Origin of the sequence: Streptomyces sp. ALI-76-A, assembly GCF_030287445.1 — a bacterium.
Taxonomy (GTDB): domain Bacteria; phylum Actinomycetota; class Actinomycetes; order Streptomycetales; family Streptomycetaceae; genus Streptomyces.
The window spans coordinates 4,338,601-4,364,381 of record NZ_JASVWB010000002.1; the positions used below are offsets into that span (position 1 = coordinate 4,338,601).

29 protein-coding genes are annotated in these 25,781 nt (G+C 72.4%); 9 read left to right on the forward strand and 20 right to left on the reverse strand.

The genetic code is table 11. The features are described 5' to 3' along the window. The 5 genes from QQS16_RS20255 to QQS16_RS20275 all read right to left on the reverse strand — a co-directional run bounded on the left by QQS16_RS20255 (position 1) and on the right by QQS16_RS20275 (position 4,143). Positions 1-453 carry a Fur family transcriptional regulator gene (locus tag QQS16_RS20255; RefSeq protein WP_286063247.1) on the reverse strand — a complete coding sequence of 151 codons (453 nt, stop codon included), beginning with the start codon at positions 451-453 and terminating at the stop codon, positions 1-3. Between the two features lie 16 nt (positions 454-469). Further along, positions 470-1,045 (reverse strand): heme-binding beta-barrel domain-containing protein, encoded by a 576-nt coding sequence (locus QQS16_RS20260; protein ID WP_286063248.1) that lies wholly within the window; start codon positions 1,043-1,045, stop codon positions 470-472. A 229-nt stretch (positions 1,046-1,274) separates the two neighbouring features. Next, the gene (locus tag QQS16_RS20265) at positions 1,275-2,099 is read right to left on the reverse strand and encodes a hypothetical protein (RefSeq protein WP_502963916.1); all 825 of its coding nucleotides are present in this window, start codon (positions 2,097-2,099) and stop codon (positions 1,275-1,277) included. 203 nt (positions 2,100-2,302) lie between these two features. Beyond that, positions 2,303-3,283 (reverse strand): hypothetical protein, encoded by a 981-nt coding sequence (locus tag QQS16_RS20270; protein WP_353479678.1) that lies wholly within the window; start codon positions 3,281-3,283, stop codon positions 2,303-2,305. Beyond that, entirely contained in the window at positions 3,280-4,143 is an 864-nt protein-coding gene (locus QQS16_RS20275; RefSeq protein WP_502963814.1) for a hypothetical protein, read from the reverse strand. The genes QQS16_RS20270 and QQS16_RS20275 overlap by 4 nt, the downstream gene beginning before the upstream one ends. Positions 4,144-4,197: 54 nt before the next feature. Here QQS16_RS20275 and QQS16_RS20280 point away from each other — a divergent pair, with 54 nt between their 5' ends. After that, positions 4,198-4,560 (forward strand): DsrE family protein, encoded by a 363-nt coding sequence (locus tag QQS16_RS20280; protein WP_286063250.1) that lies wholly within the window; start codon positions 4,198-4,200, stop codon positions 4,558-4,560. Positions 4,561-4,572: 12 nt separating this feature from the next. On the opposite strand, the gene QQS16_RS20285 is transcribed toward QQS16_RS20280, so the two are convergent. The 8 genes from QQS16_RS20285 to QQS16_RS20315 form a co-directional block, all read right to left on the reverse strand. Beyond that, the gene (locus QQS16_RS20285) at positions 4,573-4,833 is read right to left on the reverse strand and encodes a DUF3099 domain-containing protein (RefSeq protein ID WP_286063251.1); all 261 of its coding nucleotides are present in this window, start codon (positions 4,831-4,833) and stop codon (positions 4,573-4,575) included. An 87-nt stretch (positions 4,834-4,920) separates the two neighbouring features. Then, a complete protein-coding gene (locus QQS16_RS20290; protein ID WP_004986406.1) occupies positions 4,921-5,208 on the reverse strand; it encodes a DUF1416 domain-containing protein in 288 nt (95 codons plus the stop codon). A gap of 40 nt (positions 5,209-5,248) precedes the next feature. Continuing rightward, positions 5,249-6,088, reverse strand: a complete 840-nt coding sequence (locus QQS16_RS20295; protein WP_286063252.1) for a sulfurtransferase — start codon at positions 6,086-6,088, stop codon at positions 5,249-5,251. A gap of 127 nt (positions 6,089-6,215) precedes the next feature. After that, the gene (locus tag QQS16_RS43535; protein ID WP_353479679.1) at positions 6,216-6,323 is read right to left on the reverse strand and encodes a putative leader peptide; all 108 of its coding nucleotides are present in this window, start codon (positions 6,321-6,323) and stop codon (positions 6,216-6,218) included. Positions 6,324-6,523: 200 nt separating this feature from the next. Then, entirely contained in the window at positions 6,524-7,261 is a 738-nt protein-coding gene (locus tag QQS16_RS20300) for an LmeA family phospholipid-binding protein (RefSeq protein WP_286063253.1), read from the reverse strand. 161 nt (positions 7,262-7,422) lie between these two features. After that, positions 7,423-8,616: a hypothetical protein gene (locus tag QQS16_RS20305; protein WP_286063254.1), complete on the reverse strand. Its 1,194-nt coding sequence runs from the start codon at positions 8,614-8,616 to the stop codon at positions 7,423-7,425. A gap of 2 nt (positions 8,617-8,618) precedes the next feature. Further along, a complete protein-coding gene (locus QQS16_RS20310; protein WP_286063255.1) occupies positions 8,619-8,873 on the reverse strand; it encodes a MoaD/ThiS family protein in 255 nt (84 codons plus the stop codon). Positions 8,874-8,911: 38 nt separating this feature from the next. After that, a complete protein-coding gene (locus QQS16_RS20315) occupies positions 8,912-9,796 on the reverse strand; it encodes an alpha/beta hydrolase (protein WP_286063256.1) in 885 nt (294 codons plus the stop codon). Positions 9,797-9,966: 170 nt separating this feature from the next. Between QQS16_RS20315 and QQS16_RS20320 the strand changes: the two genes are divergently transcribed. The 6 genes from QQS16_RS20320 to QQS16_RS20345 all read left to right on the forward strand — a co-directional run bounded on the left by QQS16_RS20320 (position 9,967) and on the right by QQS16_RS20345 (position 15,734). Next, positions 9,967-10,746, forward strand: a complete 780-nt coding sequence (locus QQS16_RS20320; protein ID WP_286063257.1) for a response regulator transcription factor — start codon at positions 9,967-9,969, stop codon at positions 10,744-10,746. 94 nt (positions 10,747-10,840) lie between these two features. Then, on the forward strand, positions 10,841-11,863 hold the full coding sequence (locus QQS16_RS20325; RefSeq protein WP_286063258.1) for a LacI family DNA-binding transcriptional regulator: 1,023 nt from the start codon (positions 10,841-10,843) through the stop codon (positions 11,861-11,863). Positions 11,864-12,023: 160 nt separating this feature from the next. Further along, positions 12,024-13,220, forward strand: a complete 1,197-nt coding sequence (locus QQS16_RS20330; RefSeq protein WP_286063259.1) for a S1C family serine protease — start codon at positions 12,024-12,026, stop codon at positions 13,218-13,220. Positions 13,221-13,257: 37 nt separating this feature from the next. Next, positions 13,258-13,440, forward strand: a complete 183-nt coding sequence (locus QQS16_RS20335) for a hypothetical protein (protein ID WP_286063260.1) — start codon at positions 13,258-13,260, stop codon at positions 13,438-13,440. A 114-nt stretch (positions 13,441-13,554) separates the two neighbouring features. Continuing rightward, a complete protein-coding gene (locus QQS16_RS20340) occupies positions 13,555-14,292 on the forward strand; it encodes a response regulator transcription factor (protein WP_286063261.1) in 738 nt (245 codons plus the stop codon). After that, positions 14,289-15,734 (forward strand): HAMP domain-containing sensor histidine kinase, encoded by a 1,446-nt coding sequence (locus QQS16_RS20345; RefSeq protein WP_286063262.1) that lies wholly within the window; start codon positions 14,289-14,291, stop codon positions 15,732-15,734. Before QQS16_RS20340 ends, QQS16_RS20345 begins: the two co-directional genes overlap by 4 nt. 43 nt (positions 15,735-15,777) lie before the next feature. Here the strand turns inward: QQS16_RS20345 and cpt are convergent, their stop codons facing one another. Further along, positions 15,778-16,311: a chloramphenicol phosphotransferase CPT gene (gene cpt / locus QQS16_RS20350; RefSeq protein WP_286063263.1), complete on the reverse strand. Its 534-nt coding sequence runs from the start codon at positions 16,309-16,311 to the stop codon at positions 15,778-15,780. Between the two features lie 152 nt (positions 16,312-16,463). Between cpt and QQS16_RS20355 the strand changes: the two genes are divergently transcribed. Beyond that, a complete protein-coding gene (locus QQS16_RS20355; protein WP_286063264.1) occupies positions 16,464-18,542 on the forward strand; it encodes a pectinesterase family protein in 2,079 nt (692 codons plus the stop codon). A 180-nt stretch (positions 18,543-18,722) separates the two neighbouring features. Here QQS16_RS20355 and QQS16_RS20360 read toward each other — a convergent pair whose 3' ends face one another. Beyond that, positions 18,723-20,549: a bifunctional metallophosphatase/5'-nucleotidase gene (locus QQS16_RS20360; protein ID WP_286063265.1), complete on the reverse strand. Its 1,827-nt coding sequence runs from the start codon at positions 20,547-20,549 to the stop codon at positions 18,723-18,725. A gap of 146 nt (positions 20,550-20,695) precedes the next feature. On the opposite strand from QQS16_RS20360, the gene mshD reads away from it, so the two are divergent. Then, positions 20,696-21,622 (forward strand): mycothiol synthase, encoded by a 927-nt coding sequence (gene mshD, locus QQS16_RS20365; protein WP_286063266.1) that lies wholly within the window; start codon positions 20,696-20,698, stop codon positions 21,620-21,622. A 127-nt stretch (positions 21,623-21,749) separates the two neighbouring features. Here mshD and QQS16_RS20370 read toward each other — a convergent pair whose 3' ends face one another. From QQS16_RS20370 to QQS16_RS20390, 5 genes are read right to left on the reverse strand one after another with little or no spacing between them, the layout of a single operon-like run. Further along, positions 21,750-22,418, reverse strand: a complete 669-nt coding sequence (locus tag QQS16_RS20370; RefSeq protein WP_286063267.1) for an ABC transporter — start codon at positions 22,416-22,418, stop codon at positions 21,750-21,752. Further along, positions 22,409-23,932, reverse strand: coding sequence for an ABC transporter permease (locus tag QQS16_RS20375; protein ID WP_286063268.1), 1,524 nt, complete (start codon positions 23,930-23,932; stop codon positions 22,409-22,411). Before QQS16_RS20375 ends, QQS16_RS20370 begins: the two co-directional genes overlap by 10 nt. After that, complete coding sequence (locus QQS16_RS20380; RefSeq protein ID WP_286063269.1) at positions 23,929-24,795, reverse strand: ABC transporter ATP-binding protein; 867 nt, start codon at positions 24,793-24,795, stop codon at positions 23,929-23,931. The genes QQS16_RS20375 and QQS16_RS20380 overlap by 4 nt, the downstream gene beginning before the upstream one ends. Further along, entirely contained in the window at positions 24,792-24,926 is a 135-nt protein-coding gene (locus QQS16_RS20385) for a hypothetical protein (protein WP_286063270.1), read from the reverse strand. Before QQS16_RS20385 ends, QQS16_RS20380 begins: the two co-directional genes overlap by 4 nt. Continuing rightward, positions 24,923-25,759, reverse strand: a complete 837-nt coding sequence (locus QQS16_RS20390; RefSeq protein ID WP_286063271.1) for a zf-HC2 domain-containing protein — start codon at positions 25,757-25,759, stop codon at positions 24,923-24,925. Before QQS16_RS20390 ends, QQS16_RS20385 begins: the two co-directional genes overlap by 4 nt. Between the last annotated feature and the right edge of the window lie 22 nt (positions 25,760-25,781).

A 25,781-nucleotide genomic window follows, 5' to 3' on the forward strand; every position in this document is an offset into this window, starting at 1 on the left:
CTACGACTCGGTAGTTGAACTCTCGGAAGTTGAATGCTTTACGGAACAGTCCTGGCACCGCCCGAAGATCGCGAAGTGCTTCATGTCCGTCTCGAAGCCGAACTCGTCCCGCAGCTTGGCGGTGAATCCGGCGGCCACCGACACGTCCGCCTCGATCACGTTCGTGCAGTCACGGCAGACCAGGTGGATGTGATGGTGCCGGTCGGCGAGGTGGTACGTCGGCGCGCCGTGCCCCAGATGGGCATGGCTGACCAGCCCCAGCTCCTCCAGCAGCTCCAGCGTCCGGTAGACGGTGGAAATGTTGACCCCCGACGCCGTCTTCCTCACTTCCACGAGGATGTCGTCGGGGGTCGCGTGTTCCAGGGTGTCCACGGCTTCGAGCACGAGTTGCCGCTGCGGCGTCAGCCGGTAGCCGCGCTGCCTGAGGTCACTCTTCCAGTCGGTGCTCACCACACCCAAGAGTCTAGGACTACTTGAAGAACGCGATGCCGTCGTCCGGCATGTCGTCGGGCAGGGCCTTGGCCCAGCGCTCGACGTCCTCGGGGGTGACGACCTTCTTCAGGTGGGCCGACATGTAGGGGCGCAGCTCGACCTCCGGGGTCTGCTTCTCGCCGACCCACATGAGGTCGCTGTTGACGTAGCCGTACAGCCGCTTGCCACCGGTGTAGGGGCCGGAGGCGGCGGTGCGCGCCACCGCGTCGGTGACCAGGTCGATCTGCGGCTTCTTGGCGGCGAGTTCGCCGTACCAGACCTCGACGACGCCGTCGTCGCGGGTCATCGTCACCTCGACCTTGCGGCCGGCGTCGACGCGCCAGAAACCGGACTCGGACTCCAGCGGCCTGACCTTGTTGCCGTCGTTGTCGAGCACCCAGGTGTGCGAGCGGTACTCCAGGAAGTCCCGGCCGTCGTGCGTGAAGGAGACCTCCTGTCCGAAGTTGCACTTCTCGGAGCCGGGGAAGTCGTGCACGCCCGCGCCCGCCCAGTTGCCGAGCAGGAAGACGAGCGGGACAAGGTCCTTGTGGAGGTCGGACGGGATCTCGATCATGAGCAGCAGTTCCTAGACGTGGGTCAGCGCTGGCCCTGGTACAGCTTCTTCACCGTCAGCCACGTGAAGGCGAGCACGCCGACGCAGACCAGGACCAGCAGGGCCTCGAAGAAAACCTCAAGCACGGAGTGCTCCTCGGACGTTCGTGGGATGGCCAGTTCACAAGGGCCGGGCCCCAGCTTACGCGGCCGGGACCCGGGACTCCGTGTGAGGTACGCCCTCGCGGGGCTCAGCCCAGCAGCTGGCTCTGCAGGACCACCGTCTGCTGGAACGGGACGGAGCGCGCGCCGCCCTCGCGGGACTGGACGATCACCCCGAGGACGTCACCGGCGGACAGGTACGCCTGCCGGACCTGTTCGCCGCCGTACGGCTTGTTCTCGACGTAGACCGAGCGCTGTACGTCGTCGGGCCGGGCCGATTCCGGGAACTGGTCGTCGAAGGCGAGCGAGTCGGCGCCGCGCGCCAGGTGCGTGGGGCCGGCGGCCGCGGCGAGGTCGGTGTACAGCTCGTCCACGACGGCCGCGGTGTCGAAGCGCAGGAGGTAGACGCGGGTGTGCGTGCCGTCCTGGGTCGTCCAGCCGCGGGCCGCGATGTGCCGCAGGCCGTGGTCGGTCAGCTGCTGCCGGAGGCCGTCGCGCTCCTCGGGTTCGTACTCCGCGAGGAAGTCCTTCGTCGCCAGCCAGCCGTCCGCCCCGCGCAGCGCCTTGTCACCGGTGGCGCCCTCGGGGGCGGGCAGCACGAGAGCCCGCAGGTCGGCGTGGTGGGTACCGGCCTTGTTGGCGTCGGCGAACGGCCGCGGACTGCCGGACGGCAGCGGCGGCTTCGTCAGCTCCGGGTACACCCAGCGCCCGTCCGACTCCGTCGCCAGTCCCGGTACGTCCGTGCGCTCCATCTCCGTGATCCCGTACGCCGCTCCCGCCCCGACCACCGCGAAGACGACGACGGCCGCCGTCCAGCGCAGCACGGCCCGCAGGACCCGGCGGTCCCTGGGCGGGGGTGCGGCGAAGGGAGCGGGCGACGGCGGCAGGACGGCCTGCGGCCGCTCGACGACCACCGGGGAGACGAGGTGCGCCTGGACGGGCGGCCCGCTCCGCCCGGCGGCCGGGTCCGTGACGGCTGACCGCGGGTCGGTGACCGGTGACTGCGGGTCCGTGACGACTGACTGCGCGTCCGTGACGGCTGACTGCGCGTCCGTGACCGGTGGCTGCGGGTCCGTGACCGGTGACTGCGGGTCCGTGACCGGTGACTGGTCGGTGCTCATACCGCCTCCCCCGGCTCGGATATGCGGTCCAGCTGTTCGCGCAGCAGCAACGCGACCCCCTTGGTGTCGAGCGGCTTGACCCCGTCCGCCGTGGCGGTGACCAGGACGTCGCCCTCGTAGGCGGAGCAGAACATGGTGTCGAGGTCCGTTTCGGCGTCCTTGGGCGGCAGGAAGCACTGGGCGTTCTTGTGGCCCTTGATCTCCGGTCCCTCGCGGAACACCTCCAGGGCGTCCAGGAACTCGTTCTGGAACGTGGAGATGTCCTTGACGGCCGCCTTGGACTCCATCTGGGCGAGCACGATGCTGACCGAGTAGGTCCCCGTGTTCGCGCCGAGCGCGCTCGCCTCGGAGCTGAGGTAGCTGCGCATCGCCATGCCGGTGAGCCGCTGGCGGTCGATCTCCTTCTCCAGCTTCCTGCGCTGGGTACGCGGCAGACCGCTCAGCGACTCCTTGCGCAGGGCGGTCGCCTGGGCCCCGCTGAGCTGCGCGTCGGAGCCGTACCGGCCGAGGTCCGGACCACGGGACCACCCGTCGGTCCCGTACGGCACGAGCAGACCGGCGACCCCCTGGACGGTGGCCGCCTTCTTCTCGTCGGCCGTGCTCGGCGGGAACTGCCAGACGGGCGCCCCGGCGTCCCGCTCGGCACCGTCCACGGTGACCGCGGTGAACCCGACGCCGCCCACGACGGCCCCGGCCACCACCAGGGCACCGGCCACGGTGGCGATCCGGCGGCGCAGAGCGCCGTTCCGGCCGGGCGGCGCCGGCACCGGCTCCGGGTAGCCCCCGCCCGGATACGGCGGCGGCACGACGAACTCGACGGCACCCACGTGACCGACGGTGCCCGCGTGGCCGGCCGGGGGCGGGGTGGCCCCGCCGGGAGGGGTGGCGGGGGCGGGCGGAGCCGCCGGCGCGCCCGCGGGCTCCGGGGCCGCCGGGCCGCCGGGAGCGCCGTGCTGTTCGCTGGGGTTGTCGGTCACAGCCGCTCCATCTGCCGTGTGGCCAGGTCCAGGATCGCCTTCTTGGAGATCGGCTCGCTGTCGTAGATCCAGATCTCCATGGCGATGTCGCCGCGCCAGGCGTGCGCCTCCGCGCTGTACAGCGGCAGGTATCCGGCCTCGGTCTCGGGCTCCTTGTGCACGTACGCCCTGCCGTCGGCGGTACCGGGGACGGCCCAGCTGTCGGTGGAGTCCTCGGCGTCGGCCCAGTAGTGGCCGCTGTCCGCGGAGTCGGCGGCGGCGACGGCCTCCTCCTGCCGGAACTGGATCAGCCGGACCTCGACCGTGGACGTGCTGCCCTCCCAGCCGGTGACGGCGGCGCGGCGGAACTCGTCCCCGACCAGGTTGCCGAACATCTCGGCCGGGTCCTCGTAGCTGTCGGCGTACTCGGCCAGGTCCATCCAGCCGTCGGAGCCGTCCAGCCACTCGGCGGCCTTCATCCCGGCCGGCTTCTTCACCAGCAGCTCGCGCAGGTCCCCGTCCGTCCTCACCCGGCGGTCCCGGGCGGCGGACAGCGGCTCGGGTGCCGGGCCCTTCGCCTGTGCCAGCCTCGGCTGCGACAGCGAGGCCAGCCGCGTCGGCTCGCGGTCGGCCTGGACGAGGTAGCCGGCACAGGTGCCGGCGACGACGCCGAGCACGGCCGCACCGGCGATCAGCGCGGCCGTACGCCCACGGCGGCGCGGCCGGGGCGCGCCGGCCTCGGCGGGCACCGCGACCGGAGCGACCGGAGCGACCGGCACAACCGCCGCAACCGGCCCAACCGGCGTGTTTGCGGCCTCTTCGGGTACTTCCAAGACGTCCCCCCACAGAACGTGAAGTGCGCATTCCGTATGCGCGCTCACGTGAGACTCGCGGTCGCTACCCGCAGTTGTAGGGGTGTTGATTACGATTCGGCCATGGCGAAGAAGCTCGTGATCAAGGTGACGGCCGGGGCGGACGCCCCCGAGCGCTGCTCGCAGGCGTTCACGGTGGCCGCGGTGGCCGTGGCCAGCGGTGTGGAGGTCTCCCTGTGGCTGACCGGGGAGTCCGCCTGGTTCGCCCTGCCGGGGCGGGCCGCCGGGTTCGAGCTGCCGCACGCGGCCCCGCTGCCCGACCTGCTCGACTCGGTCCTGGCGGCCGGCCGCGTCACCCTGTGCACGCAGTGCGCGGCCCGCCGGGACATCACGGAGAAGGACGTCCTGGAGGGCGTGCGGATCGCGGGCGCCCAGGTCTTCGTCCAGGAGGCGCTGGGGGAGGAGACGCAGGCGCTCGTCTACTGAGACGTACGCCGTCTACCGGGGCCGTTTCCTGCCGTCCAGCTCGTCCCACCACTGGTCGGACGTCGGGTCGCCGGAGGGGTCGTCCCACCAGCGGTCGTCGGGGCCGCGCCGGTTGGCGACCACCGCGGCGAACGGCGGGATGACCATCGCCACCACGCACATCCCGACGGCCACCGGCACCGACCACAGGCGTACGACGGCCCAGGCCAGGACGAACAGCGCGATGCAGGTGCCCATCAGGGCGAAGTACGTGTGCCGCCGCCGTGCGTACATACGTCCAGCGTAGGCCCGGCCCGGTCGCGCAGGCATGCCGAAGGGCCGCACCCCCGGGGGTGCGGCCCTTCGGCGACTCCTCCGCCGTCAGACGGCGATCGCGACCTCCGCGAGACCGCCCTGCTGGGCGACGACCGTGCGGTCGGCGGTGCCGCCGGGCACGAGGGCGCGGACGGTCCAGGTGCCCTCGGCCGCGTAGAAGCGGAACTGGCCCGTCGCGGACGTCGGGACCTCCGCGGTGAACTCGCCGGTCGAGTCCAGCAGCCGGACGTAGCCGGTCACCGGCTCGCCGTCGCGGGTCACCTGACCCTGGATGGTGGTCTCACCGGGCTTGATCGTCGAGGCGTCCGGGCCGCCGGCCTTCGCTCCGCACATGTCGTTCTCCTGAAGGGTGATGAAAGGTCGGTCGGGGTGCTTACTTGTTGGCGCCGAGCTCGATCGGCACGCCCACCAGGGAGCCGTACTCGGTCCAGGAGCCGTCGTAGTTCTTGACGTTCTCGACACCGAGCAGCTCGTGCAGCACGAACCAGGTCAGGGCCGAGCGCTCGCCGATGCGGCAGTAGGCGATGGTGTCCTTGGCCAGGTCCACCTGCTCCTCGGCGTAGAGCTCCTTGAGCTCCTCGTCCGACTTGAAGGTGCCGTCGTCGTTGGCGTTCTTCGACCACGGGATGTTGCGGGCGGACGGGACGTGGCCCGGACGCTGCGACTGCTCCTGCGGGAGGTGCGCCGGGGCGAGCAGCTTGCCGCTGAACTCGTCGGGCGAGCGGACGTCGACCAGGTTCTGCGCACCGATCGCGGCGACGACGTCGTCACGGAAGGCGCGGATCGCGGTGTTCTGCGGCTTGGCCTTGTACTCGGTCGTGGGGCGCTCGGGCACCTCCTCGACCAGCTCGCGGGCGTCCAGCTCCCACTTCTTGCGGCCGCCGTCGAGAAGCTTGACGTTCTCGTGGCCGTACAGCTTGAAGTACCAGTAGGCGTAGGACGCGAACCAGTTGTTGTTGCCGCCGTACAGGATGACCAGTGTGTCGTTGGCGATGCCCTTGGCCGACAGGAGCTTCTCGAAGCCCTCCTGGTCGACGAAGTCACGGCGGACCGGGTCCTGGAGGTCCTTGGTCCAGTCGATGCGGATCGCGTTGCGGATGTGGTTCTTCTCGTACGCCGACGTGTCCTCGTCCACCTCGACGATCGCGATGTTCGGGTCGTCGAGGTTGGCCTCGACCCAGTCGGCGTCTACCAGGACGTCGCTGCGGCTCATGCTTTTCTCCTCCGGGGCAGTTACGGCGGGGCGTGAAGTGAGACGGGCGCGCGCGTTCGTGTCCGGGGGGCAGCACGGGGCCGCCCCGGGCAGGGCGCGGGAGAACGCGGAAGCCGGGCGCTTCCGCTCAGAAAGTGCGACAGAGCATGGCGGCGACGCGGCACAGGTCCACTGCCCGCCGCTTCGTGAGATCCGCCTGTCCCCCGGATCGGGGAACGCTCAAAGTGCACTGCATGCGGTCGATCGTAGGGACGGACGGGCGGGCGTGTCACCGGCGTGTCGCATTATGAGACGCGATCGTCCGCGATGTGAGAAGAGAACCGCGCCCGGGCCGTGTTCGCACGGTTCCCGGCCGGGTGCCGGGGGCATCGCCCCTCCGGCCTGGAAGCGGCGTCTCGCCTGTCGGACACCGCCCGTCCACCGACCGCCGTCGTCCTACCCCGCGAGCTTGACGTTCGAACCCTTCACCGTGATCTCCACGCCGTTCGGCGCGGCCTGCACCTTGTCGAGCTGGATGCCGCCGGGCAGGCCGTCGATCTTCTGCTCGAAGTCGGTGATGGAACGGACCCGGTTCTCGGCCAGGTCGGCACCGCTGAACGAGGGCAGCGTGTCGGCGTTCACCCGCACCGTGTCGCCCTCGGCGGTGACCGTGCTCAGCACGAACACCGGTTCCGGCAGCTCGGTGCCGAACACCGTGGCCTCGATCTCGACCTTGATCTTGCCGTTGCCGCCGTCGGAGAGGCCGACGATGTTGGCGGTGACGCCCGGGGCCACCTCCGTGGGCTGGGACCGGGCGGCCTTGAGCAGCTCGGCGTAGGTGATGGACGCGGTGCCGGTGGCGTCGGCCGCGGTGGCGGAGCTGTAGTCGCCGGAGAACGCGACGCCCCGCATGTTCGCGGTGAGGTCGTCGATACGGATCGTGCCGCCCTCGGTGCCGGTGTCCGCCTGGTAGTCCTCGATGCCGACCTGGACGTCGTCCAGTTCCCCGCCGGCGACCTGGGTGAGGAAGGGGAAGCCCTTGATGGAGACGTCCGGCGTGGCGGCCAGGTTCTCCGTGGTCCTCAGCTTGTCCGCGACCTCGCCCTCCGCGAAGTTGACCGCGACGCGGTCGGCGATCACGAAGAGGCCGCCGAGTATCACGACGACGATCAGCAGTATTCGCAGTGCGCGCATGCGCGTATCCCCCAGGGCGGCGGTTCCTGACGACCGGGTGGCCGCAGAGCGCGAGAGTAACCCCGCGGTGGGCCCGCTTCGGATGATTGTCGATCACCTGTGACAGGGGAGGCACCCGGCACCGGTCCCTCCGGGTGACGACCGAAAGGTGACACCGGGACCTAGACCAGCGCCCGCCCCAGCACGTAGACCGCCGGTGCCGCCGCGGCCAGCGGCAGGGCCACGCCCGCCGTGAAGTGGACGAACCGGGACGGGTAGTCGTAGCTCGCCACCCGGTGGCCGATCAGCGCGCACACCGCCGCGCCCGCGCCCAGCAGCGCGCCCTTCGCACCCAGGCCGGCCATCCCGCCGACCGCGATGCCCGCGCCCGCCGCCGCGAGCAGCGAGACCAGCACGGAGACCGGCGTCGGCAGGGGCAGCGCGCGGGCGAGGACGGCGACGGCCACCGCGGCGGCGCCCACCGTGACCGCGTCCGGCTCGGCCGCGAGGTGCCCGGCGGCGACGATGGCCAGGGCCGCCGAGGCGACACCCGCCATCAGGCCGTACATCCGCTCGTCCGCGCCGGCGTGCGAGCGGAGCTGGAGGACGAGGGACAGCAGCACCCACACGCCCAGCGTGCCGAGGATCGCCGCGGGCCCGTTCTCCCGGCCGGCCGCCAGCAGCACGCCGTCCGCCGCCAGCGCCCCGAGGAACGCCAGCGCGATGCCCTGCCGGGCGGGCCACATGCCGTTCAGCCGGAACCAGCCGGCCGCCGTGACGGCCTGGAGGACGACGAGGGGCACGAGCAGGGCGTACGAGCCGAGCGCCGCCGTCCCGGACAGGAGCAGGCCGAGCAGCGCCGTGAGCACGGCGGGCTGCATCCCGGGTTCGATGATCGGCGAACGCCCCTCCAGCCGGGCGCGCTGCGCGTCGGTGACGCGGGCGTTGCCGACGACGGTGGCGGGTCCGTAGCCGGGACCCGGCCCCGGTTCCCCGGCCGCCGGTGCCGGTCCCTGTGCCTGCGCCGCGGGGGCCTGCGGCTGCTGTGCCGGGTAGGAGGGGTGCACCGGCTCGGCGGGCCCCTGCTGCGGCAGGTAGGCCGTCTCGGCCGCCGGGACCGGGTGCTGGTGCTGGTGCACCTGCGTCTCCCAGGTCTGCCCCTGCCACTGCTGCGTGTACTGCTGGGCCGCCTGCGGGTCCTCGTGGGCCTGCTGCCCGTGCCACCCGTACGCCGGAGCGTGCGGGTGCTGGGCGGGCGGGTCCCCCTGCGCCGGCGGCTGGGGCGCCTGCTGCTGCGGCGCCTGCTGGTACGGGTGGTACCCCTCGTACCCCTCGTATCCCTGGTAGGGAGCGCCCTCGTACGGCTGGTCGGTCATCGTCACCCTCCTGCGAACGGCGGGAGCACCTCGACCGTGCCGCCGTCGGCCAGCCGTACCGTCTCATGTGCGCGGGTGCCCACGGGGTCACCGTCGACGAGGAACGAGCATCGCCGCAGGACGCGGACGAGTTCGCCGGGGTGTCGCTCGCGCGCCGCGTCGAGCGCCTCGGCGAGTGTGGCCGCGTCGCACGGCTCCTCGGCGACGCCGGCCGCGGCCTTCGCGGCGGCCCAGTAGCGCACCGTGACCTCTGCCATTCCGGTTCCTCAATCAATCGGCGGTGTACCCGGTCAGGCTAGCCCGCCCGACCGACAGCCCAGTCCCCGATCCGGGCCAGCAGTCCGTCGGTGGCGGCGTGCTCCGCGTGGCCCATGCCGGGCTCCAGCCACAGTTCGCCGTGGCCGTCGGCGGCGTCGGCCAGCATCCGGGGGTGATCGACGGGGAAGTAGCCGTCGGCGTCGCCGTGCACGATCAGCAGGGGGGTCGGGGCGATCCGGGGCACCGCCTCCACGGGGGACAGCGGTACCGGGTCCCAGTCCCGGTGGTGGATACGGGTGCGGAACCCGTAGCGGCCCACCACGCGGCCGGCGGGGCGGGTCACCAGCCAGTGGAGCCGGCGCATGGGAGCCGTGCCCCGGTAGTACCACCGGGCGGGGGCGCTCACCGACACCACCGCGTCCGTCGCCGCATCCGTGCGCCCCGCGTGCACCCGCTCCTCCGCAGGCGGGTTCGCGCCGTGCAGCGCCGCGTGCCGCAGGGCCACCGAACCGCCCATGGAGAAGCCGACGGTGACCACGCGCGCGTGCCCGAACGAACGGGCCCAGCCGACCGCGGCCGCGAGGTCCAGCACCTCCCGGTCACCGACCGTGGAGCGCCCGCCGGACGCCCCGTGGCCTCGGAAGGAGAACGTGACCACGGCCCCGTACCGGGCGAAGGCGGCCGCGATCCGGCGGACGTGCGGGCGGTCCACGTCGCCCGTGAAACCGTGGGCGACGACGAACACCACATCGCCGGGAGATGACGCCGAGGCGTCGTATACGGCGGCCCCCGGGTCGTATACGGAATCGATCGTCACACCATCGGCGGTGTGCAGAAACGTCCGCAAAGGGGTACGTCTGCTCGTCTCAGAGTGCGGACGATCGGTGGAACGCGCCACATGACCTGCCGAACCAGTGCTCATGTGGGCTATTCTCCTGGGCAGAGGACTCGGGCAGCGTAGCCCCCGGGTCCTTTTGTGCTTTCGGAAGCGTTGTATACGAAGCGGGAAACCGCAGGTGTACGGGGCCCCGGGATCGCAGAGCAGTGCCGCACCGCTCACGTCCTCGCAGGGACCGAGGAGGAACCAGACGTATGAGTTCTCTGCTGCTCCTGACCAACGCCCTCCAGCCGTCGACGGAGGTGCTTCCCGCTCTCGGCCTGCTGCTGCACAACGTGCGCGTGGCTCCGGCGGAGGGCCCCGCCCTCGTCGACACCCCGGGTGCCGACGTCATCCTGATCGACGGGCGCCGTGACCTGCCGCAGGTCCGCAGCCTGTGCCAGCTGCTGCGGTCCACCGGACCCGGTTGTCCGCTCATCCTCGTCGTGACCGAGGGCGGCCTCGCGGCCGTCACCGCCGACTGGGGCATCGACGACGTCCTGCTGGACACCGCCGGACCGGCGGAGGTCGAGGCGCGCCTGCGCCTGGCCATGGGCCGCCAGCAGATCGTCAACGACGACTCGCCCATGGAGATCCGCAACGGCGACCTGTCGGTCGACGAGGCGACCTACTCCGCCAAGCTCAAGGGCCGGGTGCTCGACCTCACCTTCAAGGAGTTCGAGCTCCTGAAGTACCTCGCCCAGCACCCCGGCCGCGTCTTCACCCGCGCGCAGCTCCTCCAGGAGGTCTGGGGCTACGACTACTTCGGCGGCACCCGGACGGTCGACGTGCACGTACGCCGGCTGCGCGCCAAGCTCGGGCCCGAGCACGAGTCGCTGATCGGGACCGTCCGCAATGTCGGTTATCGATTCGTTACTCCGGAGAAGGGCGACCGGGCCTCGGACGACGCGAAGGCCAAGGCCGCCGCGGCAAAGCCGGAGGATGCGGACGAGACGGCCGCTCTGGACGCCGCCGAGATCGCGGCGGAGGCGTAGCCGGTATGGGCAGGGCGGCCCTCCCTCACGCCCGCGCCGGGGGAGGCGTCTTCGCGCCCTGCCCAGAGCGGGTCCATCCGCGTAGACTCCGCGCGTGGCCAAGGTAACCAGGGATGATGTGGCGCGGCTGGCAGGGACGTCCACCGCCGTCGTCAGCTATGTCATCAACAACGGACCCCGGCCGGTCGCCCCGGCCACGCGCGAGCGTGTCCTCGCCGCGATCAAGGAACTGAGCTACCGCCCCGACCGGGTCGCCCAGGCGATGGCGTCGCGGCGCACCGACCTCATAGGCCTGATCGTGCCGGACGCGCGCCAGCCCTTCTTCGGGGAGATGGCGCACGCGGTCGAGCAGGCCGCGTCCGAGCGCGGGAAGATGGTGCTCGTCGGCAACTCCGACTACGTCGGCGAGCGCGAGGTCCACTACCTGCGCGCCTTCCTGGGCATGCGTGTCTCGGGGCTCATCCTCGTCAGCCACGCGCTGAACGACAACGCCGCCGCCGAGATCGACGCCTGGGACGCCCGGGTGGTGCTGCTGCACGAGCGTCCGGAGGCCATCGACGACGTCGCCGTCGTCACCGACGACCTGGGCGGCGCCCAGCTCGCCGTCCGCCACCTGCTGGAGCACGGCTACGAGTACGTCGCCTGCGTGGGCGGCACCGCGGAGACCCCCGCCGTCGGCGACCCCGTCTCCGACCACGTCGAGGGCTGGCGGCGCGCGCTCCAGGAGGCCGGTGTCTCCCCGGAGGGCCGGCTGTTCGAGGCGCCGTACAACCGCTACGACGCCTATCGCATCGCGCTCGACATCCTCTCCGGGCCCCGGCGGCCGCCCGCGGTCTTCTGCTCCACCGACGACCAGGCCATCGGCGTGCTGCGCGCGGCGCGCGAACTGCGCATCGACGTGCCCGGCGAGCTGGCGGTGGCCGGCTTCGACGACATCAAGGAGGCGGCGCTGACCGACCCGCCGCTGACCACGGTCGCCTCGGACCGCTCCGCGATGGCGCGGGCCGCCGTGGACCTCGTCCTCGACGACGGGCTGCGGGTGGCGGGGTCCCGGCCGGAGCGGCTGAAGCAGTTCCCGTCACGGCTGGTGGTACGTAGGTCCTGCGGCTGCGTGTAGCGCACCACTGGGTGCGGCTCCGCCGGGACGCTTCTCCCAGGGTTCTCGAGAGCGCCCCGTAAGCCACGAGACGCGTCTTTATTTCGGGCGAACGAGGTTCTGCCGGGCTTCTCAGGAAGCGCTCAGGGAGCTCTCATGGTCGGCGGACAGGCTACGTGTCATGACCGAGAGCTTCCGCCGCAGCGGCGAGTACGAGAACCCGTACCAGGGTGACCAGCAGCACGCCTCCTCGCCCGTGAACCCCGAGTGGCCGCCCCCGCCGGCCCACGCGCCGGCCCAGGCGCACGCGCCGGCACAGTCGGCCGCCGTCGAGCCGGGCAGCACCGGGCCGGACAGCACCGCGCCGGGCACGGCCGGGTGGCCGGGCCGGAGCGCCACCGACGGCGGCCATGCCGGTAGTGGCGGCAACGGTGGCGGCGGTACGGCTCTCCTCGGTGCCGCCCCGGCCGGGTCCGCGCCCGCGCACGCCGCCGCTCCCGCCTCCAGGAAGCGGACCCGTGGCCCCCTCGCGCTGCTCGCCGCCGTGGCGATCGTCGCCGCGGCGATCGGCGGCGGGACCGCGTACGGCATCCAGGAGCTGAGCGGCAACGACACGGTCACCTCCAGCAGCACCAGCACCAACGTGGTGCCGTCCGCCGACAAGGGCACGGTCGCCGGGGTGGCCAAGGCGGTCAGCCCGAGCATCGTCGAGATCAACGCCACCTCGAACGCCGGGGAGTCCACCGGTTCCGGCGTGATCATCACCGGCGACGGCGAGATCATCACCAACAACCACGTCATCGCCGACGCCACCTCGATCAAGGTGAGCACCAGCGACGGCAGGACGTACACCGCGAAGGTCGTCGGCACCGACGCCGCCAAGGACCTGGCGCTGATCAAGCTGGAGGACGCCTCCGGTCTGGCGACGGCCACCCTCGGCGACTCCTCCGGTGTGCAGGTCGGTGACGAGGTCGTGGCGATCGGCTCCCCCGAGGGCCTGACCGGCACCGTGACCAGCGGCATCGTCTCCGCCCTCGACCGGGACGTCACCGTCTCCACGGAGGAGAGCCAGGGCCAGAGCGGCGGCAGCGGCCAGTGGCCGTTCGAGTTCGGCGGCCGGCAGTTCAACGGCGACACCGGCTCGTCCACCACCACGTACAAGGCACTCCAGACGGACGCCTCGCTCAACCCCGGCAACTCCGGCGGCGCGCTGATCGACATGAACGGCAACATCATCGGCATCAACTCCGCGATGTACTCGGCCGCTTCCGGATCGTCCTCGTCCGACGCCGGCAGCGTCGGCCTCGGCTTCGCCATCCCGGTCAACACCGTCAAGTCCGACCTGGCCACGCTGCGGGCCGGCGGCTCGGACAGCTGACCCACCACCGGCCCGCCGCACCCACAGGGAGCACGTCATGATCAAGCAGGTCTCGCGCACGGTGGCCGGTACCGACCCGGCCGGCTTCGCCCTGGCCGTCGAGGTGGCGTCCGCACTGCACGCCCCGGAGCCGCGGGCGCCGGAGGTGGCGCTGTCCCACGGCGCGGGCCGCCGCGCGACGGCCGCCGCCCGCTCCCGCCGCCGTACCGTACGCGGCTGATCCCACCCGACTGTTCCTTCAGCGGCGGCGGGGAGTCATGCGAGGCTGAAAGCGTCAGCCCCCTCTCCGACCCCTGCCGTCCCACCGCACCCGAGGACCGAGGACCCGAAGCCCATGAGCCCCGCCGAAGGCGACCGTGACCCCCAGCGCATCCTGATCGTCGACGACGAGCCGGCGGTGCGCGAAGCACTCCAGCGCAGCCTCGCCTTCGAGGGCTACGACACGCAGGTCGCGGTCGACGGCGCGGACGCCCTGGAGAAGGCCACCGCGTACCGGCCCGACCTGCTGGTCCTGGACATCCAGATGCCCCGCATGGACGGCCTGACCACAGCGCGGCGCGTCCGCGGGGCCGGTGACACGACACCGATCCTCATGCTCACGGCCCGCGACACGGTCGGGGACCGGGTGACGGGTCTGGACGCCGGGGCGGACGACTACCTGGTCAAGCCCTTCGAGCTGGACGAGCTGTTCGCCCGCGTCCGCGCGCTGCTGCGCCGCAGCTCGTACGCGGCGGCGGCCGGAGCGGACACCGGCGCGGACGACGAGGCCCTCGTCTTCGCCGACCTGCGCATGGACCTCGCGACACGTGAGGTCACGCGGGGCGGACGCCCGGTGGAGCTGACCCGTACGGAGTTCACGCTCCTGGAGATGTTCATGGCGCACCCGCGCCAGGTCCTCACGCGTGAGCAGATCCTGAAGGCGGTCTGGGGCTTCGACTTCGAGCCGTCCTCCAACTCGCTCGACGTGTACGTGATGTACCTGCGCCGCAAGACCGAGGCCGGGGGCGAGCCGCGGCTCGTGCACACGGTGCGGGGTGTGGGGTATGTGCTGCGGCAGGGTGGCTCGGAGTGAGGAAGGCCGTCCGCCGGTTCCGGTCCCTGCCGATCCGGTCGCGCCTCGCGCTGCTGGTCGCGGCGGCGGTGGCGTTCGCGGTGGCGGCGGTGTCGGTGACCTGCTGGTTCATCGTGCAGGGGAAGCTGTACGACCAGGTCGACGCCGATCTCAAGAACATGGCGCGGCAGCCCGGCACGGTCGAGTCGCTCGTGCGCAAGTGCACCCGGACACCGCCGGCGGACATCGAGGTGTTCCCCGGCCGGAACGAGTACGTCCAGGCGATCAAGGAGGAGGGCGCCCCGTGCGTCGACCCGGAGTCCCCGGGCACGGTGAAGGTCACCGAGGCCGACAGGGTCGTGATCAGGAACGCGAAGGTCAATGAGGGCTTCTTCCGGGACGGCACCGACGAGGACGGCGACGCCGTACGCGTGCTGACCCTGTACCTGGGCGTCGACCGGTCCGACTCCCAGGGAGTCGCCGTGCTCCTCGCGACCCCGTTGAAAGGCACCCGGTCCACCCTCAACGAACTGGCCCTCATCCTGCTCCTCGTCTCCGGCATCGGAGTCGTCGGTGCCGGGGCCGCCGGGCTCGCGGTGGCCCGTGCGGGTCTGCGCCCCGTCGACAAGCTCACCGAGGCCGTCGAGCACGTGGCCCGGACCGAGGATCTGAGCATCCGCATCCCGGTCGAGGACGACAGTGACGACGAGGTGGCCCGCCTCTCCCGCTCCTTCAACTCGATGGCCTCCTCCCTGGCCGGCTCCCACGAGCTGCAACAGCAGCTGATCGCGGACGCCGGCCACGAACTCCGCACCCCGCTGACCTCGTTGCGCACCAACATCGAACTCCTCACCCGCAGCGAGGAGACCGGCCGTCCCCTGCCCGCCGCCGACCGCAAGGCACTCCTGGCCTCGGTGAAGGCGCAGATGACGGAACTGGCTTCCCTGATAGGCGACTTGCAGGAGCTGTCCCGCTCGGAGGGCCAGCGCGGTGAGCGCGTGCAGGTGGTGTCGCTGGAGGACGCGGTGGAGTCGGCGCTGCGCCGGGCGCGTCTGCGCGGCCCGGAACTGACCATCACCGCCGACCTCGAGCCCTGGTACGTCCGGGCGGAGCCGGCCGCGCTGGAGCGGGCGGTGGTGAACATCCTGGACAACGCGGTGAAGTTCAGTCCCGAGGGCGGCACGGTCGAGGTGCGGCTGGATCGGGGCGTCCTGACCGTCCGCGACCACGGCCCCGGCATCCCCGCGGACGAACTCCCGCACGTCTTCGACCGCTTCTGGCGCTCCCCCTCGGCACGCGCGCTGCCCGGCTCGGGCCTCGGCCTGTCCATCGTCGCCCGCACGGTCCGGCAGGCCGGCGGCGAGGTGAGCCTGGCCCGCGCGGAGGGCGGCGGCACGGTGGCGACGGTACGGCTGCCGGGGGCGCCGACACCGCCGCCGGAGACGGCGTCAGCCCTGCTCTGACCCCGCGGCGTCGCTCAGCCAGAGCCCCGCCGGCGTGCGGCGGTCAGCGGACGTGGGCCGCGATGGTTCGTGCGCACGCCAGGGACTCGGTGCGGGTCGTGTCCACCTCCACGTCGTAGGTGACTCCCGCGTGCACGATCTGGGCCTGCGACGCGGCCATTCCCCGGGCGCGGTCTCCCCGGGCGATCTCGCGGCCCGCGGCGACCGCGCTGTCGCACCGGACGCCGGCCCACAGCACGGTCAGCCCGCCGACGGCCTTCCGCCACCGGTCCTGGGACGCCGCTCCGCCGAGGAAGACGTCGTCGACGATGACTCCGGCGCCCGCGCGGGCCGTCGCCACGACGCCCTCCGTCCAGGCCGCCTGGAGCGCCATGAAGTCCGCCCCGACGCGCACCTCGCCGTCCGCGGCGAACGTGATCCCCTGGTCCGACGCCCGCATCCGCGCGGGCAGCGCGTCCACGAACGAGTCGACCCCGAACGCCAGCCAGGGGTCCGGCAGCAGGGATTGGAGGCACCGCACGATCCCGGACTTCCCCGAGCTGGAACCACCGTTGACAATGATCAGTTGCGTCGTCACCGCGCCACAGTAAGGCGCCCGCCCCACGACGCGAAACGCGTTTCGGCGGCACCGCTCCGCCGCCCCGTCCGCCCGGTGCGCCGCACCCGGCAACCTTTCCCTGCCCGGCGACCACCCCTACCCGGCCAGCCCCCCACGGAAAGGTTCGCCCGATGAGCGAGCACCGCGGCACGACCACAGCCGAGCCCCGCCACCGCAGGCGCAGAACGGTCCTGGTGGCCGGCGTCCCCCTCGCCCTGACCGCCGCGTGCACCCTGGCCTACGGCACGGACGCCGGGGTCTTCGGCGCGGACGCGCAGCGCACGGCGTCCGCCGCGGCCGCCGCGCCCGCCTGGGCCACCGCCGCCGCCGACGGCTTCGCCTCCGTCGACGCGCGGGGGCAGAACGGGACGTACGGCGGGCGGGACGGCAGGACCGTCACCGTGAAGACCCTCGCGGAGCTGGAGAAGTACGCGACCGCCGCCGAGCCGTACGTCATCGTCGTGGCCGCCACCATCACCATGGATCCGGTCGGCAAGGAGATCAAGGTCGCGTCGGACAAGACCATCGTCGGGTCCGGGACCTCCGGGCACATCGTCGGCGGCGGGTTCTTCCTCGGCTCCGGCGTGCACAACGTGATCATCCGGAACCTGACGATCCGGGACGCGTACCAGGGTGTCTGGAACGACAAGGACCACGACTTCGACGCGATCCAGATGGACGGCGCCCATCACGTGTGGATCGACCACAACGACCTGCGGAACATGGCCGACGGGCTGATCGACGTCCGCAAGGACAGCACCTACGTGACCGTGTCCTGGAACAAGCTGAGCGACGACAACAAGGCGTTCGGCATCGGCTGGACCGAGAACGTCGTCACCGACATCACGATCCACCACAACTGGATCCGCGAGACCGAGCAGCGCAACCCGTCCACCGACAACGCGGCCCACGCGCACCTCTACAACAACTTCCTGGAGGACGTGGCCGGGACCACGGTCAAGTCCTCCTACGGCAACTACTCGCGGGGCGCGACGAAGATGCTCCTGGAGAACTCCTACTTCCAGGGCATGAACAACCCGGTCATCAAGGACAGCACGGCGAGCATCGTGCAGAGGGGCAACACGTTCGTCGCCACGACCGGGCGCAACGAGAGCGGTGGCACGGCCTTCGACGCGAAGACGTACTACGCCTACACGCTCGACAGGACCGCGGACGTACCCGCGCTGCTCAAGTCCGGTGTGGGGCCGCGCGGCTCGATCGGCACGACGGCCGTCACGAAGGCCGCCGCGGCGACCACGCTCACCGTGGCCAAGGACGGCAGCGGTCAGTACTCGACCGTGCAGGCCGCGGTGAACGCCGTACCGGCCGGCAACGCCTCGCGGGTCGTCATCTCCGTGAAGCCGGGCACGTACCGCGAACTCGTCAAGGTCCCCTCCAACAAGCCGCACGTCACCATCCAGGGCACCGGCGGCAGCCGTAAGGACACGGTGATCGTCTACAACAACGCGTCCGGGACGCCGAAGCCGGACGGTTCCGGCACCTACGGCACCGGGGGCAGCGCCACGGTGGCCGTCGAGGCGGACAACTTCCAGGCCCGCAACCTGACCATCTCCAACGACTTCGACGAGGCCGCCAACCAGTCCCTCCCCGGCCAGCAGGCCGTCGCCCTGCGCACCGCCTCCGACAAGGTCTTCCTGGACTCGATCATCGTCGAGGGCGACCAGGACACGCTGCTGCTGGACACGGCCGCCAAGGACAGACTCGGCCGGGTCTACATGAAGAACTCCTACATCGTCGGCAACGTCGACTTCATCTTCGGCCGGGCCACCGCGGTGATCGACGCGTCGGTCATCACCCTCAAGAAGCGCTGGAACGGCACCTCGGCCGGCTACATCACCGCCCCCTCGACGGCCGCCAACCGCAAGGGCATCCTGATCGCCAACTCCACGGTGAACGGCAGCGTCTCCGACCGCACCTTCTACCTCGGCCGCCCCTGGCACGCCGGCGGCGACGCCACCCTCGACCCGCAGGCCACGGTCCGCGACACCACCCTCAGCGCCGCGATCCGGACCACCCCCTGGACCGACATGGGCGGCTTCTCCTGGAAGGAGGACCGCTTCGCCGAGTACCGGAACACCGGCGCGGGCGCGGGCGCGGCGAGCGCCGACCGTCCCCAGCTGACGGACGCCCAGGCCACGGGTCAGGAGGTCGCCGACTGGCTGGGCGACTGGACACCGACGACTTCCTGAACCCCGCCGCCCGCGCTGCCGTACCGGTCCCGGGGAAACCGGTCGGCGGCGCAGGCGTGAGGGTGTCGTCCGGCACGCCGGACCTACGCGTCGAGGTCCGGTGGCACGCGAAGGGGGCGTACGCCTGTGCGTACGCCCCCCACTCGCCGCCTCCGCCGAGGCGGGCGACTCACTCCACGTCTACTGCACGAACGTGATCCGGTTCGCCACCGGCGGCGCGATCGGGTTCGTGGCCGAGGAGTTGGCCGTCAGGTACCGCTCCAGAGCCGTCAGGTCGTCGGTGCCGACGAGGTCGTTGGTGCCCTGGCCCAGCGTGGTGAAGCCGTCGCCGCCGCCCGCGAGGAAGCTGTTCGTCGCGACGCGGTAGGTGGCCGCCGGGTCGACGGCCGCCCCGTTCAGCCGGATGGAGTCCGTGACGACCCGGTCCGCGCCGGCCTTCGTCAGGTCCAGCGTGTACGCCAGGTTGGCGGACGGCTGGAGGATCTTCGGCGCGCTCGCGTTCGTGCCGCTCACCTGCTCCTTGAGCACCTGGATGAGCTGGGTGCCCGTGAAGTCCTGGAGGTTCACGGTGTTGGAGAACGGCTGCACGGTGAAGCCCTCGGCGTAGGTCACCACGCCGTCGCCCTCGGTGCCCTTGGCCGCGTAGGTGAGGCCGGCCCGGACACCGCCCGGGTTCATCAGCGCGAGGTCGGTCTGGGCGTCCAGTTCCCTGCCGTACCAGAGCTGCGCGTCCGCGATCAGGTCGCCCATCGGGGACTCGGTCCCGGAGTTGGGCACGTCGGCGGAGATGAAGCCGATCGGGCGGTTGCCGATGGGCGCCGCGAGGGTGTTCCACTTGGCGATCAGCTCGGTCATGTCCGCCGCCTTGGGGACGGTCCGGGTGACCACGTGGTTCGCCGACTGTACGGCCGTACGGGCGATGTCACCCGTCCAGCGGTCGTACGTCAGCGTGGTGTCCGTGTAGAGGCGGCCGAAGGACGCGGCCGAGGTGACCATGCGGGGCTTGCCCGCCGGGTCGGGGATCGTGCACACGTACGCCGCGTGGGTGTGACCGGTGACCAGCGCGTCCACCTGCGGGGTGACGTTCTTGGCGATGTCGACGATCGGGCCGGAGACACCGTCGCCCGCGCCCGGCGCGTCACAGTCGTAGTTGTACGAGGTGGAGGCCGGGAGACCGCCCTCGTGGACGAGCGCCACGATCGACTTCACGCCCTGCTTGCGCAGCACCTTGGCGTACTTGTTGATCGTCTCGACCTCGTCCTTGAACTTCAGGCCCTTGACGCCCTCCGCGGAGACGACACCCGGGGTGTCCTCCAGCGTCACGCCGATGAAGCCGACCTTGACGTCCTTCTTCTTCCACACCCAGTACGGCTTGAGGATCGGCTTGCCGGTCTTCTCGTCCAGCACGTTGGCCGCGAGGTAGGGGAAGTCGGCGCCCTCGAACTTCTTGTCCGTGTAGCAGCCGGCGGTGGGGTGGCAGCCGCCGTTCTGCAGGCGGGCCAGTTCCTCGGCGCCCTCGTCGAACTCGTGGTTGCCGACGGAGGTGACGTCCAGGTCGAGCTTGTTGAGCGCCTCGATGGTGGGCTCGTCGTGGAACAGGCCCGAGATCAGCGGGGAGGCGCCGACCATGTCGCCGCCGGCCGCGGTGATGGAGTACCCGTTGCCCTTGCGGGCCTCGCGCAGGTGCGTGGCGAGGTACTCGACACCGCCCGCGTCGATCGTCTTCGTGGTGCCGTCGGCCTGGAGTTCGGTGACCCGGCCGGAGGAACCGGACGGCGGCTCCAGGTTGCCGTGCAGGTCGTTGAAGGACAGCAGTTGTACGTCCTGGTAGCGGCCCGGCGCGTGACCGCCCGGCCTGCCCTTGCTCTCGCCCGCGCTCGCCGCGCTCGGCAGCGCGGCGGCCAGCGCGCCGACGGTGGCGAGACCGGCGGCCGCGGCGACGAGCCGGTACGTACGACGTCTGCGGCGCACGGCTTCCGCCGGGTGCGACTGGGATGTGGCTGGCATACGCCCCCCTGAGGTTCTGGTGTGGAAGTGGGCCCCGTCCCGGCGCAGCCTAGGGTCAACGCGCGTAGCGCGACAGAGGTTTCCGGGTTACATCCTGGTTGCTTCTCTGCCGCCGCCTCGCCGCGCCTCCCCTTACCCTCGTAGGCATGACCAGCGACGACTCCGCACGCCCCGGCCCCTCCCGCTCGATCGAGACCCATTCCGCGCTCTCCCCGGAACAGACCGGGGCCGTGCTCGGGCTGCTCACGGACGCCGCCCGCGTCGACGGGCGCCAGGCGGTGTCCGAACAAGGCCGGTTGCAGCTGCGGGGCGGCTCCCGCGAGGGCGTGTCCCATCTGCTCCTGCTGGCCGGCGGCGAACTCGTCGGCTACGCCCAGCTGGAGGACACGGACCCGGTGGAGGCACCGGCGGCGGAACTGGTCGTCCACCCGTCGCACCGGGGCCACGGCCACGGCCGGGCGCTGGGCTCGGCGTTGCTCGCCGCGTCGGGCAAGCGGCTGCGGGTGTGGGCGCACGGCGGTCACTCGGCGGCCCGGCATCTGGCGCAGGTCCTCGGCCTGACGCTGTTCCGGGAACTGCGCCAGATGCGGATGCCGTTGGGCGGCCTGGACCTCGCGGAGCCGGTGCTGCCGGAGGGTGTGACGGTACGGACCTTCGTGCCCGGCGCCGACGACTCGGCCTGGCTCGCGGTCAACGCGGCGGCCTTCGCCCACCATCCCGAGCAGGGGTCCCTCACCCAGCGGGACCTCGACGACCGCAAGGCCGAGCCGTGGTTCGACCCGGCGGGGTTCTTCCTGGCGGAGCGTGCGGGGGAGCTCGTCGGCTTCCACTGGACGAAGGTGCACGCGGAGGAACGCCTCGGCGAGGTGTACGTCGTCGGTGTCCACCCCGGCTTCCAGGGGGGCGGGTTGGGCAAGGCGCTGACGACGGTCGGCCTGCGGCACCTGGCGGGACGGGGGCTGCCCACGGCGATGCTGTACGTCGACGCGGACAACGAGGCGGCGGTGTCGGTGTACGAACGGCTCGGGTTCGTGACGTACGAGACGGACCTGATGTACCGCACGGAGACGTGACCGGAGCCCCCGGTACGGCCGCCCCGGCGCACGTCCCCGGGGCGCCGCCCGCGGACCCCCGGCCGCTGCCCGCCCGCCCCCGGCCCGGCGGGCCGGAACAGTCACCTCTCCGGAGCCCCCGGGGCGGTCAGGTGGCCGGCGGTCTCCGGCCCGGCACCCGCCGCCCTCGGCGTACCGGCTCCATCCCGCAGATCCCCCACACCACCGCCGCCGCCACCAGCAGCAGCGCCCACCGCTCGTGCGCGGCCGCCCACCCCTCGTCGGACGCCGCGACGAACAGGGTCCAGCGGTCCGGCAGGAACAGGGGAGCCAGCACCGCCGCCGTGAGCAGGACCGCCACCACCGAGGCCCCGGGCCGGGGTTCCTCCCTCAGGCGCACCGCCGCCGCCGACACGGCCAACGCCAGCGCGAACGTGGCCGCCGCCTCCAGCGTGACCGCGCCCACCGGGGGCCGGACCGACGGGGGCACGAGCAACAGCGCGGCCGTCCAGTACAGCGCGGCGAGCGGTGTCACCAGCGCCACCCGCAGCAGCTGACGGACCGGCCGCCGTACGGGCACCGGTGTCGTCGTGTGCCGGGCCGGGTCGTCCAGGAGGAACGCCAGGCCCATGGCGAACGCGAGGGCCGCGGCCCGCAGCAGGTTGAGGGCCACCCAGTCGGTGACGGCCTTCTCGCCGAGCAGGCGGGACAGACCGGCCGACAGCAGCCCCACCGCGCCGGCCGCGCCCAGCCCACGCCACGGCAGGGTCCGCCACAGGGGGGCCGGCAACGCCCGTACCGTCACGCTCACTCGCATGTGTCCGCGCCCTTCGGCGCCGTCACGCCCAGCAGGTCCGCCACCCGGGCGGTGGTGACCTTCGGGGCGGTCAGCTCCGCCCAGTGCGCCTGCACGCGCGCGGAGACCTCCTTCAGCGGCCGGCCGAACAGCTGGGTCACGACGCCGGTCTGTCCGGCCGTCATGTACAGCGGTTCGGTCGGCGAGAGGACGACCGCGGCGCCCCGCGTGCTGTCGTCGAGGCGAACGCGGGACAGGTCGGTCAGGGGGTCGTCCCCGCCGGCCAGGGCGAGCCACATGAGGGTGACCATCCGGCCGTCGCACAGCCCGCCGGTGGCCGCCTTCTCACTGCCGGCGACCAGCACCCCGGCGACGGCGACCGAGAACTCGGGGACACGGTTGCCGCCCCAGGCCGTGCCCACGGTCACCTGGTGCGGGGTGGCGGACGGTGCGAGCGCGCTGTCGGCGGACATGCCGTGGCGGGCCTCGATCCGCTGCCGCACGGACAGCTTCTGCCCGCGCGCGGTGCCGCCCGCGAGGGACCTGACCCGGTCCACGGTCGCCGCCCAGGTACCGGCCCGCGGGACCCACTCGGGGAACGCGCAGTACGTCGAGCCGGCCCGCTCGACGCAGGTCTGCTCCTTCTCGGGTGAGACGGAGACCCGTTCCCGGGCGGCGGCCGTGGCGGCCGGGACACCGTTCGTCTGGGCGGACGCGCCCAGCACGGTCACCGCGAGCGCGCCCACGCAGGCCGCCCGCAGCGTCCAGGACCGGCCACCGCCGGCCAGCACCGCGAGCAGGGCGACCGTCACGGCGAGCCCGGCCAGGTACAGGGCGTGCCAGGCGGCGGGGCGGCCCAGCAGGTCGGAGGGGAGGGTGTTGGCGGTGGACTCGGCGACCACCGGGAACAGCCAGCGCGTCCCGTCCCGCTCGTCGCCGCCGGGAGCGATGCCGACGACGAACGTGAGGAGGAAGAAGACCACCAGCAGCGGCGCCGCGACCACCGACGGGACCAGCCGGGCCAGCAGGACCCCGACCGCGCCGAACAGCAGCACCGTGAGCGGACCGACGAGCAGTTCGCCGGGCGAGCCGTGCCCGACCGCCCCGGGCTTGAGCGCCTCCCAGGTGAACTGTCCGGCCACGCACAGCGCGACCACCCCGGCCACCGGTACGACGGACAGCGCGTGCGCGGCGGTCCGGCGCCACGGCTGCACCAGCAGGACGGCGAAGTGCCGTTCCGTGTCCCGGCGCTTCGCGCGCAGCACCGCCTGGTTGACGCACAGCAGGACCGCGAGGCCGACGAGCATCGGTGCGTCCTGGGTGGCGCGGTCGGCGTCCTGGAGGGCCGGGTAGCCGTCCCAGGAGGTCCGGGTCCGCCATCCGGTCCAGCCGACGTGGACGACGAGGGCGAACAGGACCGGGATCCGTGTCAGCAGTCTGCGTGCCTCGAAGAGGGCGAGGGCCACGACGGCCCGCCAGGGCCTGCCCGGCTCGGTCCGCGTCACGGGCGGCGCCGCTTCCATGACCGCGTTCATGCCGCCGTCACCTCATGGGCGCCCTGGCCGTCGAGGGTGAGCAGGTAGCCGTCCTCCAGGGTGGGTTCGAGGAGCTGGGCGCCGGGCGGCGGATCGCCGACGTTGCGGAAGGAGCCGGTGCCGGTGCGCCAGCCCGCCTTCGCGTCCGGGGCCCGCTCGGCGCTGCTCCACACCCGGCCGGCCGCCCGCGCGGTCAGTTCGGCCGGGGTGCCGTCGAAGCGGACCCGGCCGGCGGCCATCACCAGGACGCGGTGGCAGAGCATCGCCACGTCCTCGGTCTGGTGGGTGGACAGCAGCACCGTCCGTCCTTCCCCCGCCTTGGCGATCAACTCCCGGAAGCGCATCCGCTGTTCGGGGTCCAGGCCGACGGTCGGCTCGTCGAGGACGAGGAACCCCGGGTCGCCGATGAGCGCGGCGGCCAGCGCGACCCGCTGCCGCATCCCGCCGGACAGCTTCTTGATGCGCTTGCCGCGTACGTCGGCCAGGTCGACCTCGTCCAGCACCCGCCGCACCTCCCGGTGCCGGGCCGTGCGGTCGGTCAGCTCCTTGAGGATCGCCACGTAGTCGACGAACTCGAAGGTGGTGAAGTCCGGGTGGAAGCCGGGGGTCTGCGGCAGGTAGCCGAGCGAGCGGCGCACCTCCTGCCGGCCGCGCGCGGTGCCCGGATCGTGGCCGAGCACCATGAAGGCGCCCCGGTCGGCGGGCACGGCCGTGGCCAGCACCCGCAGCAGGGTGGTCTTCCCGGCCCCGTTGGGGCCGAGCAGCCCGGTGACACCCGGGGCGAGCCGCAGCGACACGTCGTCGAGGGCGCGCGTACCGCCGTAGCGGAGGCTGAGCCCGGAGGCGGAGACAGTGGGGGTCATACGGCACTCCCGTGGAGGAAGCCGCGGAACAAGCCGCGGAACCGGTCGTGGGACACGTCGGTGAAGAGCGCGGCGGAGACCGCGGAGAACGGATCGGGGAAGCGGTCGAAGGTGCGCGCGCCCGGGGTCATACGGCTCCGCCCTGAAGGCGGTCGAACCGGTCCCGCCCGGCGACCAGCAGCCCGGCCGCGAGCACGGCCACCGCCGCGGCCACCGCCTGCCCGAGCGCGGTGAACGGCACCAGCGCCCCCTCACCGCCCGCCCCGGCCACGCGCGCGACCAGCAGCAGCGTGATCCACGCCCCGCCGACCAGCGAGGGTGCCTGCACCGGGCCCAGCCGGGGGGCCAGCGCCAGCCCGGTCGAGGTGAGGGCGAGCGCGGGCAGCAGCCAGGCCAGGGCGCGCAACCCGTACCCGGGCAGCGCGAGGGTGGCCAGGCCGTTGAGTCCGAGCGCGACGGCCAGTACGGCGACGGTACGGATCATCAGCAGCCGGAACCCGTCCAGCGGGGCCACGACGGCCATCTCGTACGTCGGGTCCAGCGCGGGCCCGTAGGAGAGCGCGACCCCGGCGAGCGGCAGCAGCGGCGCGAGGGCCAGGAAGAGCGTGGGCGTGTCGGACGTCCGCACGGCGTTGCTCACGCAGACGGTCATGATCAGCACGGCGGCCACCGCGCCGAGCCAGGAGCCGCGAAGCACCGGCGTGGCCGCGAGGAGCCGCGCGATGTGGTCGGGGACCCCGATCCGCACCAGCAGCCTCTCCGACGGTCCGGGCCGGGGCGCGTCGAGTTCGGCGTCCAGGCGCTCCCATCCGGCGTCCAGGGCGACCGGGTCGGCGGCCTCGGCGAGCGCGGCCCGGCACCGCGCGCAGGCGGTGACGTGGGCGTCGGCGGACCAGAGCACGGGCGGCGCCAGCTCGCCCCGCGCGTAGGCCCGTAGATCCTCCTCGGACACATGCCAGGTCATGCCGACACCTCCCACCGTCGTC

Bases quoted from the DNA above. Each gene is read 5' to 3' on its own strand.
- QQS16_RS20370 (WP_286063267.1), bottom strand. From the start codon at position 22,418: ATGCGAGTGAGCGTGACGGTACGGGCGTTGCCGGCCCCCCTGTGGCGG.
- QQS16_RS20375 (WP_286063268.1), bottom strand. From the start codon at position 23,932: ATGAACGCGGTCATGGAAGCGGCGCCGCCCGTGACGCGGACCGAGCCG.
- QQS16_RS20355 (WP_286063264.1), top strand. From the start codon at position 16,464: ATGAGCGAGCACCGCGGCACGACCACAGCCGAGCCCCGCCACCGCAGG.
- QQS16_RS20390 (WP_286063271.1), bottom strand. From the start codon at position 25,759: ATGACCTGGCATGTGTCCGAGGAGGATCTACGGGCCTACGCGCGGGGC.
- QQS16_RS20380 (WP_286063269.1), bottom strand. From the start codon at position 24,795: ATGACCCCCACTGTCTCCGCCTCCGGGCTCAGCCTCCGCTACGGCGGT.
- QQS16_RS43535 (WP_353479679.1), bottom strand. From the start codon at position 6,323: ATGCAGTGCACTTTGAGCGTTCCCCGATCCGGGGGACAGGCGGATCTC.
- QQS16_RS20335 (WP_286063260.1), top strand. From the start codon at position 13,258: ATGATCAAGCAGGTCTCGCGCACGGTGGCCGGTACCGACCCGGCCGGC.
- QQS16_RS20285 (WP_286063251.1), bottom strand. From the start codon at position 4,833: ATGTACGCACGGCGGCGGCACACGTACTTCGCCCTGATGGGCACCTGC.
- QQS16_RS20360 (WP_286063265.1), bottom strand. From the start codon at position 20,549: ATGCCAGCCACATCCCAGTCGCACCCGGCGGAAGCCGTGCGCCGCAGA.
- QQS16_RS20340 (WP_286063261.1), top strand. From the start codon at position 13,555: ATGAGCCCCGCCGAAGGCGACCGTGACCCCCAGCGCATCCTGATCGTC.
- QQS16_RS20330 (WP_286063259.1), top strand. From the start codon at position 12,024: ATGACCGAGAGCTTCCGCCGCAGCGGCGAGTACGAGAACCCGTACCAG.
- QQS16_RS20290 (WP_004986406.1), bottom strand. From the start codon at position 5,208: ATGTGCGGAGCGAAGGCCGGCGGCCCGGACGCCTCGACGATCAAGCCC.
- QQS16_RS20280 (WP_286063250.1), top strand. From the start codon at position 4,198: ATGGCGAAGAAGCTCGTGATCAAGGTGACGGCCGGGGCGGACGCCCCC.
- mshD (WP_286063266.1), top strand. From the start codon at position 20,696: ATGACCAGCGACGACTCCGCACGCCCCGGCCCCTCCCGCTCGATCGAG.
- QQS16_RS20300 (WP_286063253.1), bottom strand. From the start codon at position 7,261: ATGCGCGCACTGCGAATACTGCTGATCGTCGTCGTGATACTCGGCGGC.
- QQS16_RS20305 (WP_286063254.1), bottom strand. From the start codon at position 8,616: ATGACCGACCAGCCGTACGAGGGCGCTCCCTACCAGGGATACGAGGGG.
- QQS16_RS20295 (WP_286063252.1), bottom strand. From the start codon at position 6,088: ATGAGCCGCAGCGACGTCCTGGTAGACGCCGACTGGGTCGAGGCCAAC.
- QQS16_RS20315 (WP_286063256.1), bottom strand. From the start codon at position 9,796: ATGAGCACTGGTTCGGCAGGTCATGTGGCGCGTTCCACCGATCGTCCG.
- QQS16_RS20320 (WP_286063257.1), top strand. From the start codon at position 9,967: ATGAGTTCTCTGCTGCTCCTGACCAACGCCCTCCAGCCGTCGACGGAG.
- QQS16_RS20310 (WP_286063255.1), bottom strand. From the start codon at position 8,873: ATGGCAGAGGTCACGGTGCGCTACTGGGCCGCCGCGAAGGCCGCGGCC.
- QQS16_RS20260 (WP_286063248.1), bottom strand. From the start codon at position 1,045: ATGATCGAGATCCCGTCCGACCTCCACAAGGACCTTGTCCCGCTCGTC.
- QQS16_RS20385 (WP_286063270.1), bottom strand. From the start codon at position 24,926: ATGACCCCGGGCGCGCGCACCTTCGACCGCTTCCCCGATCCGTTCTCC.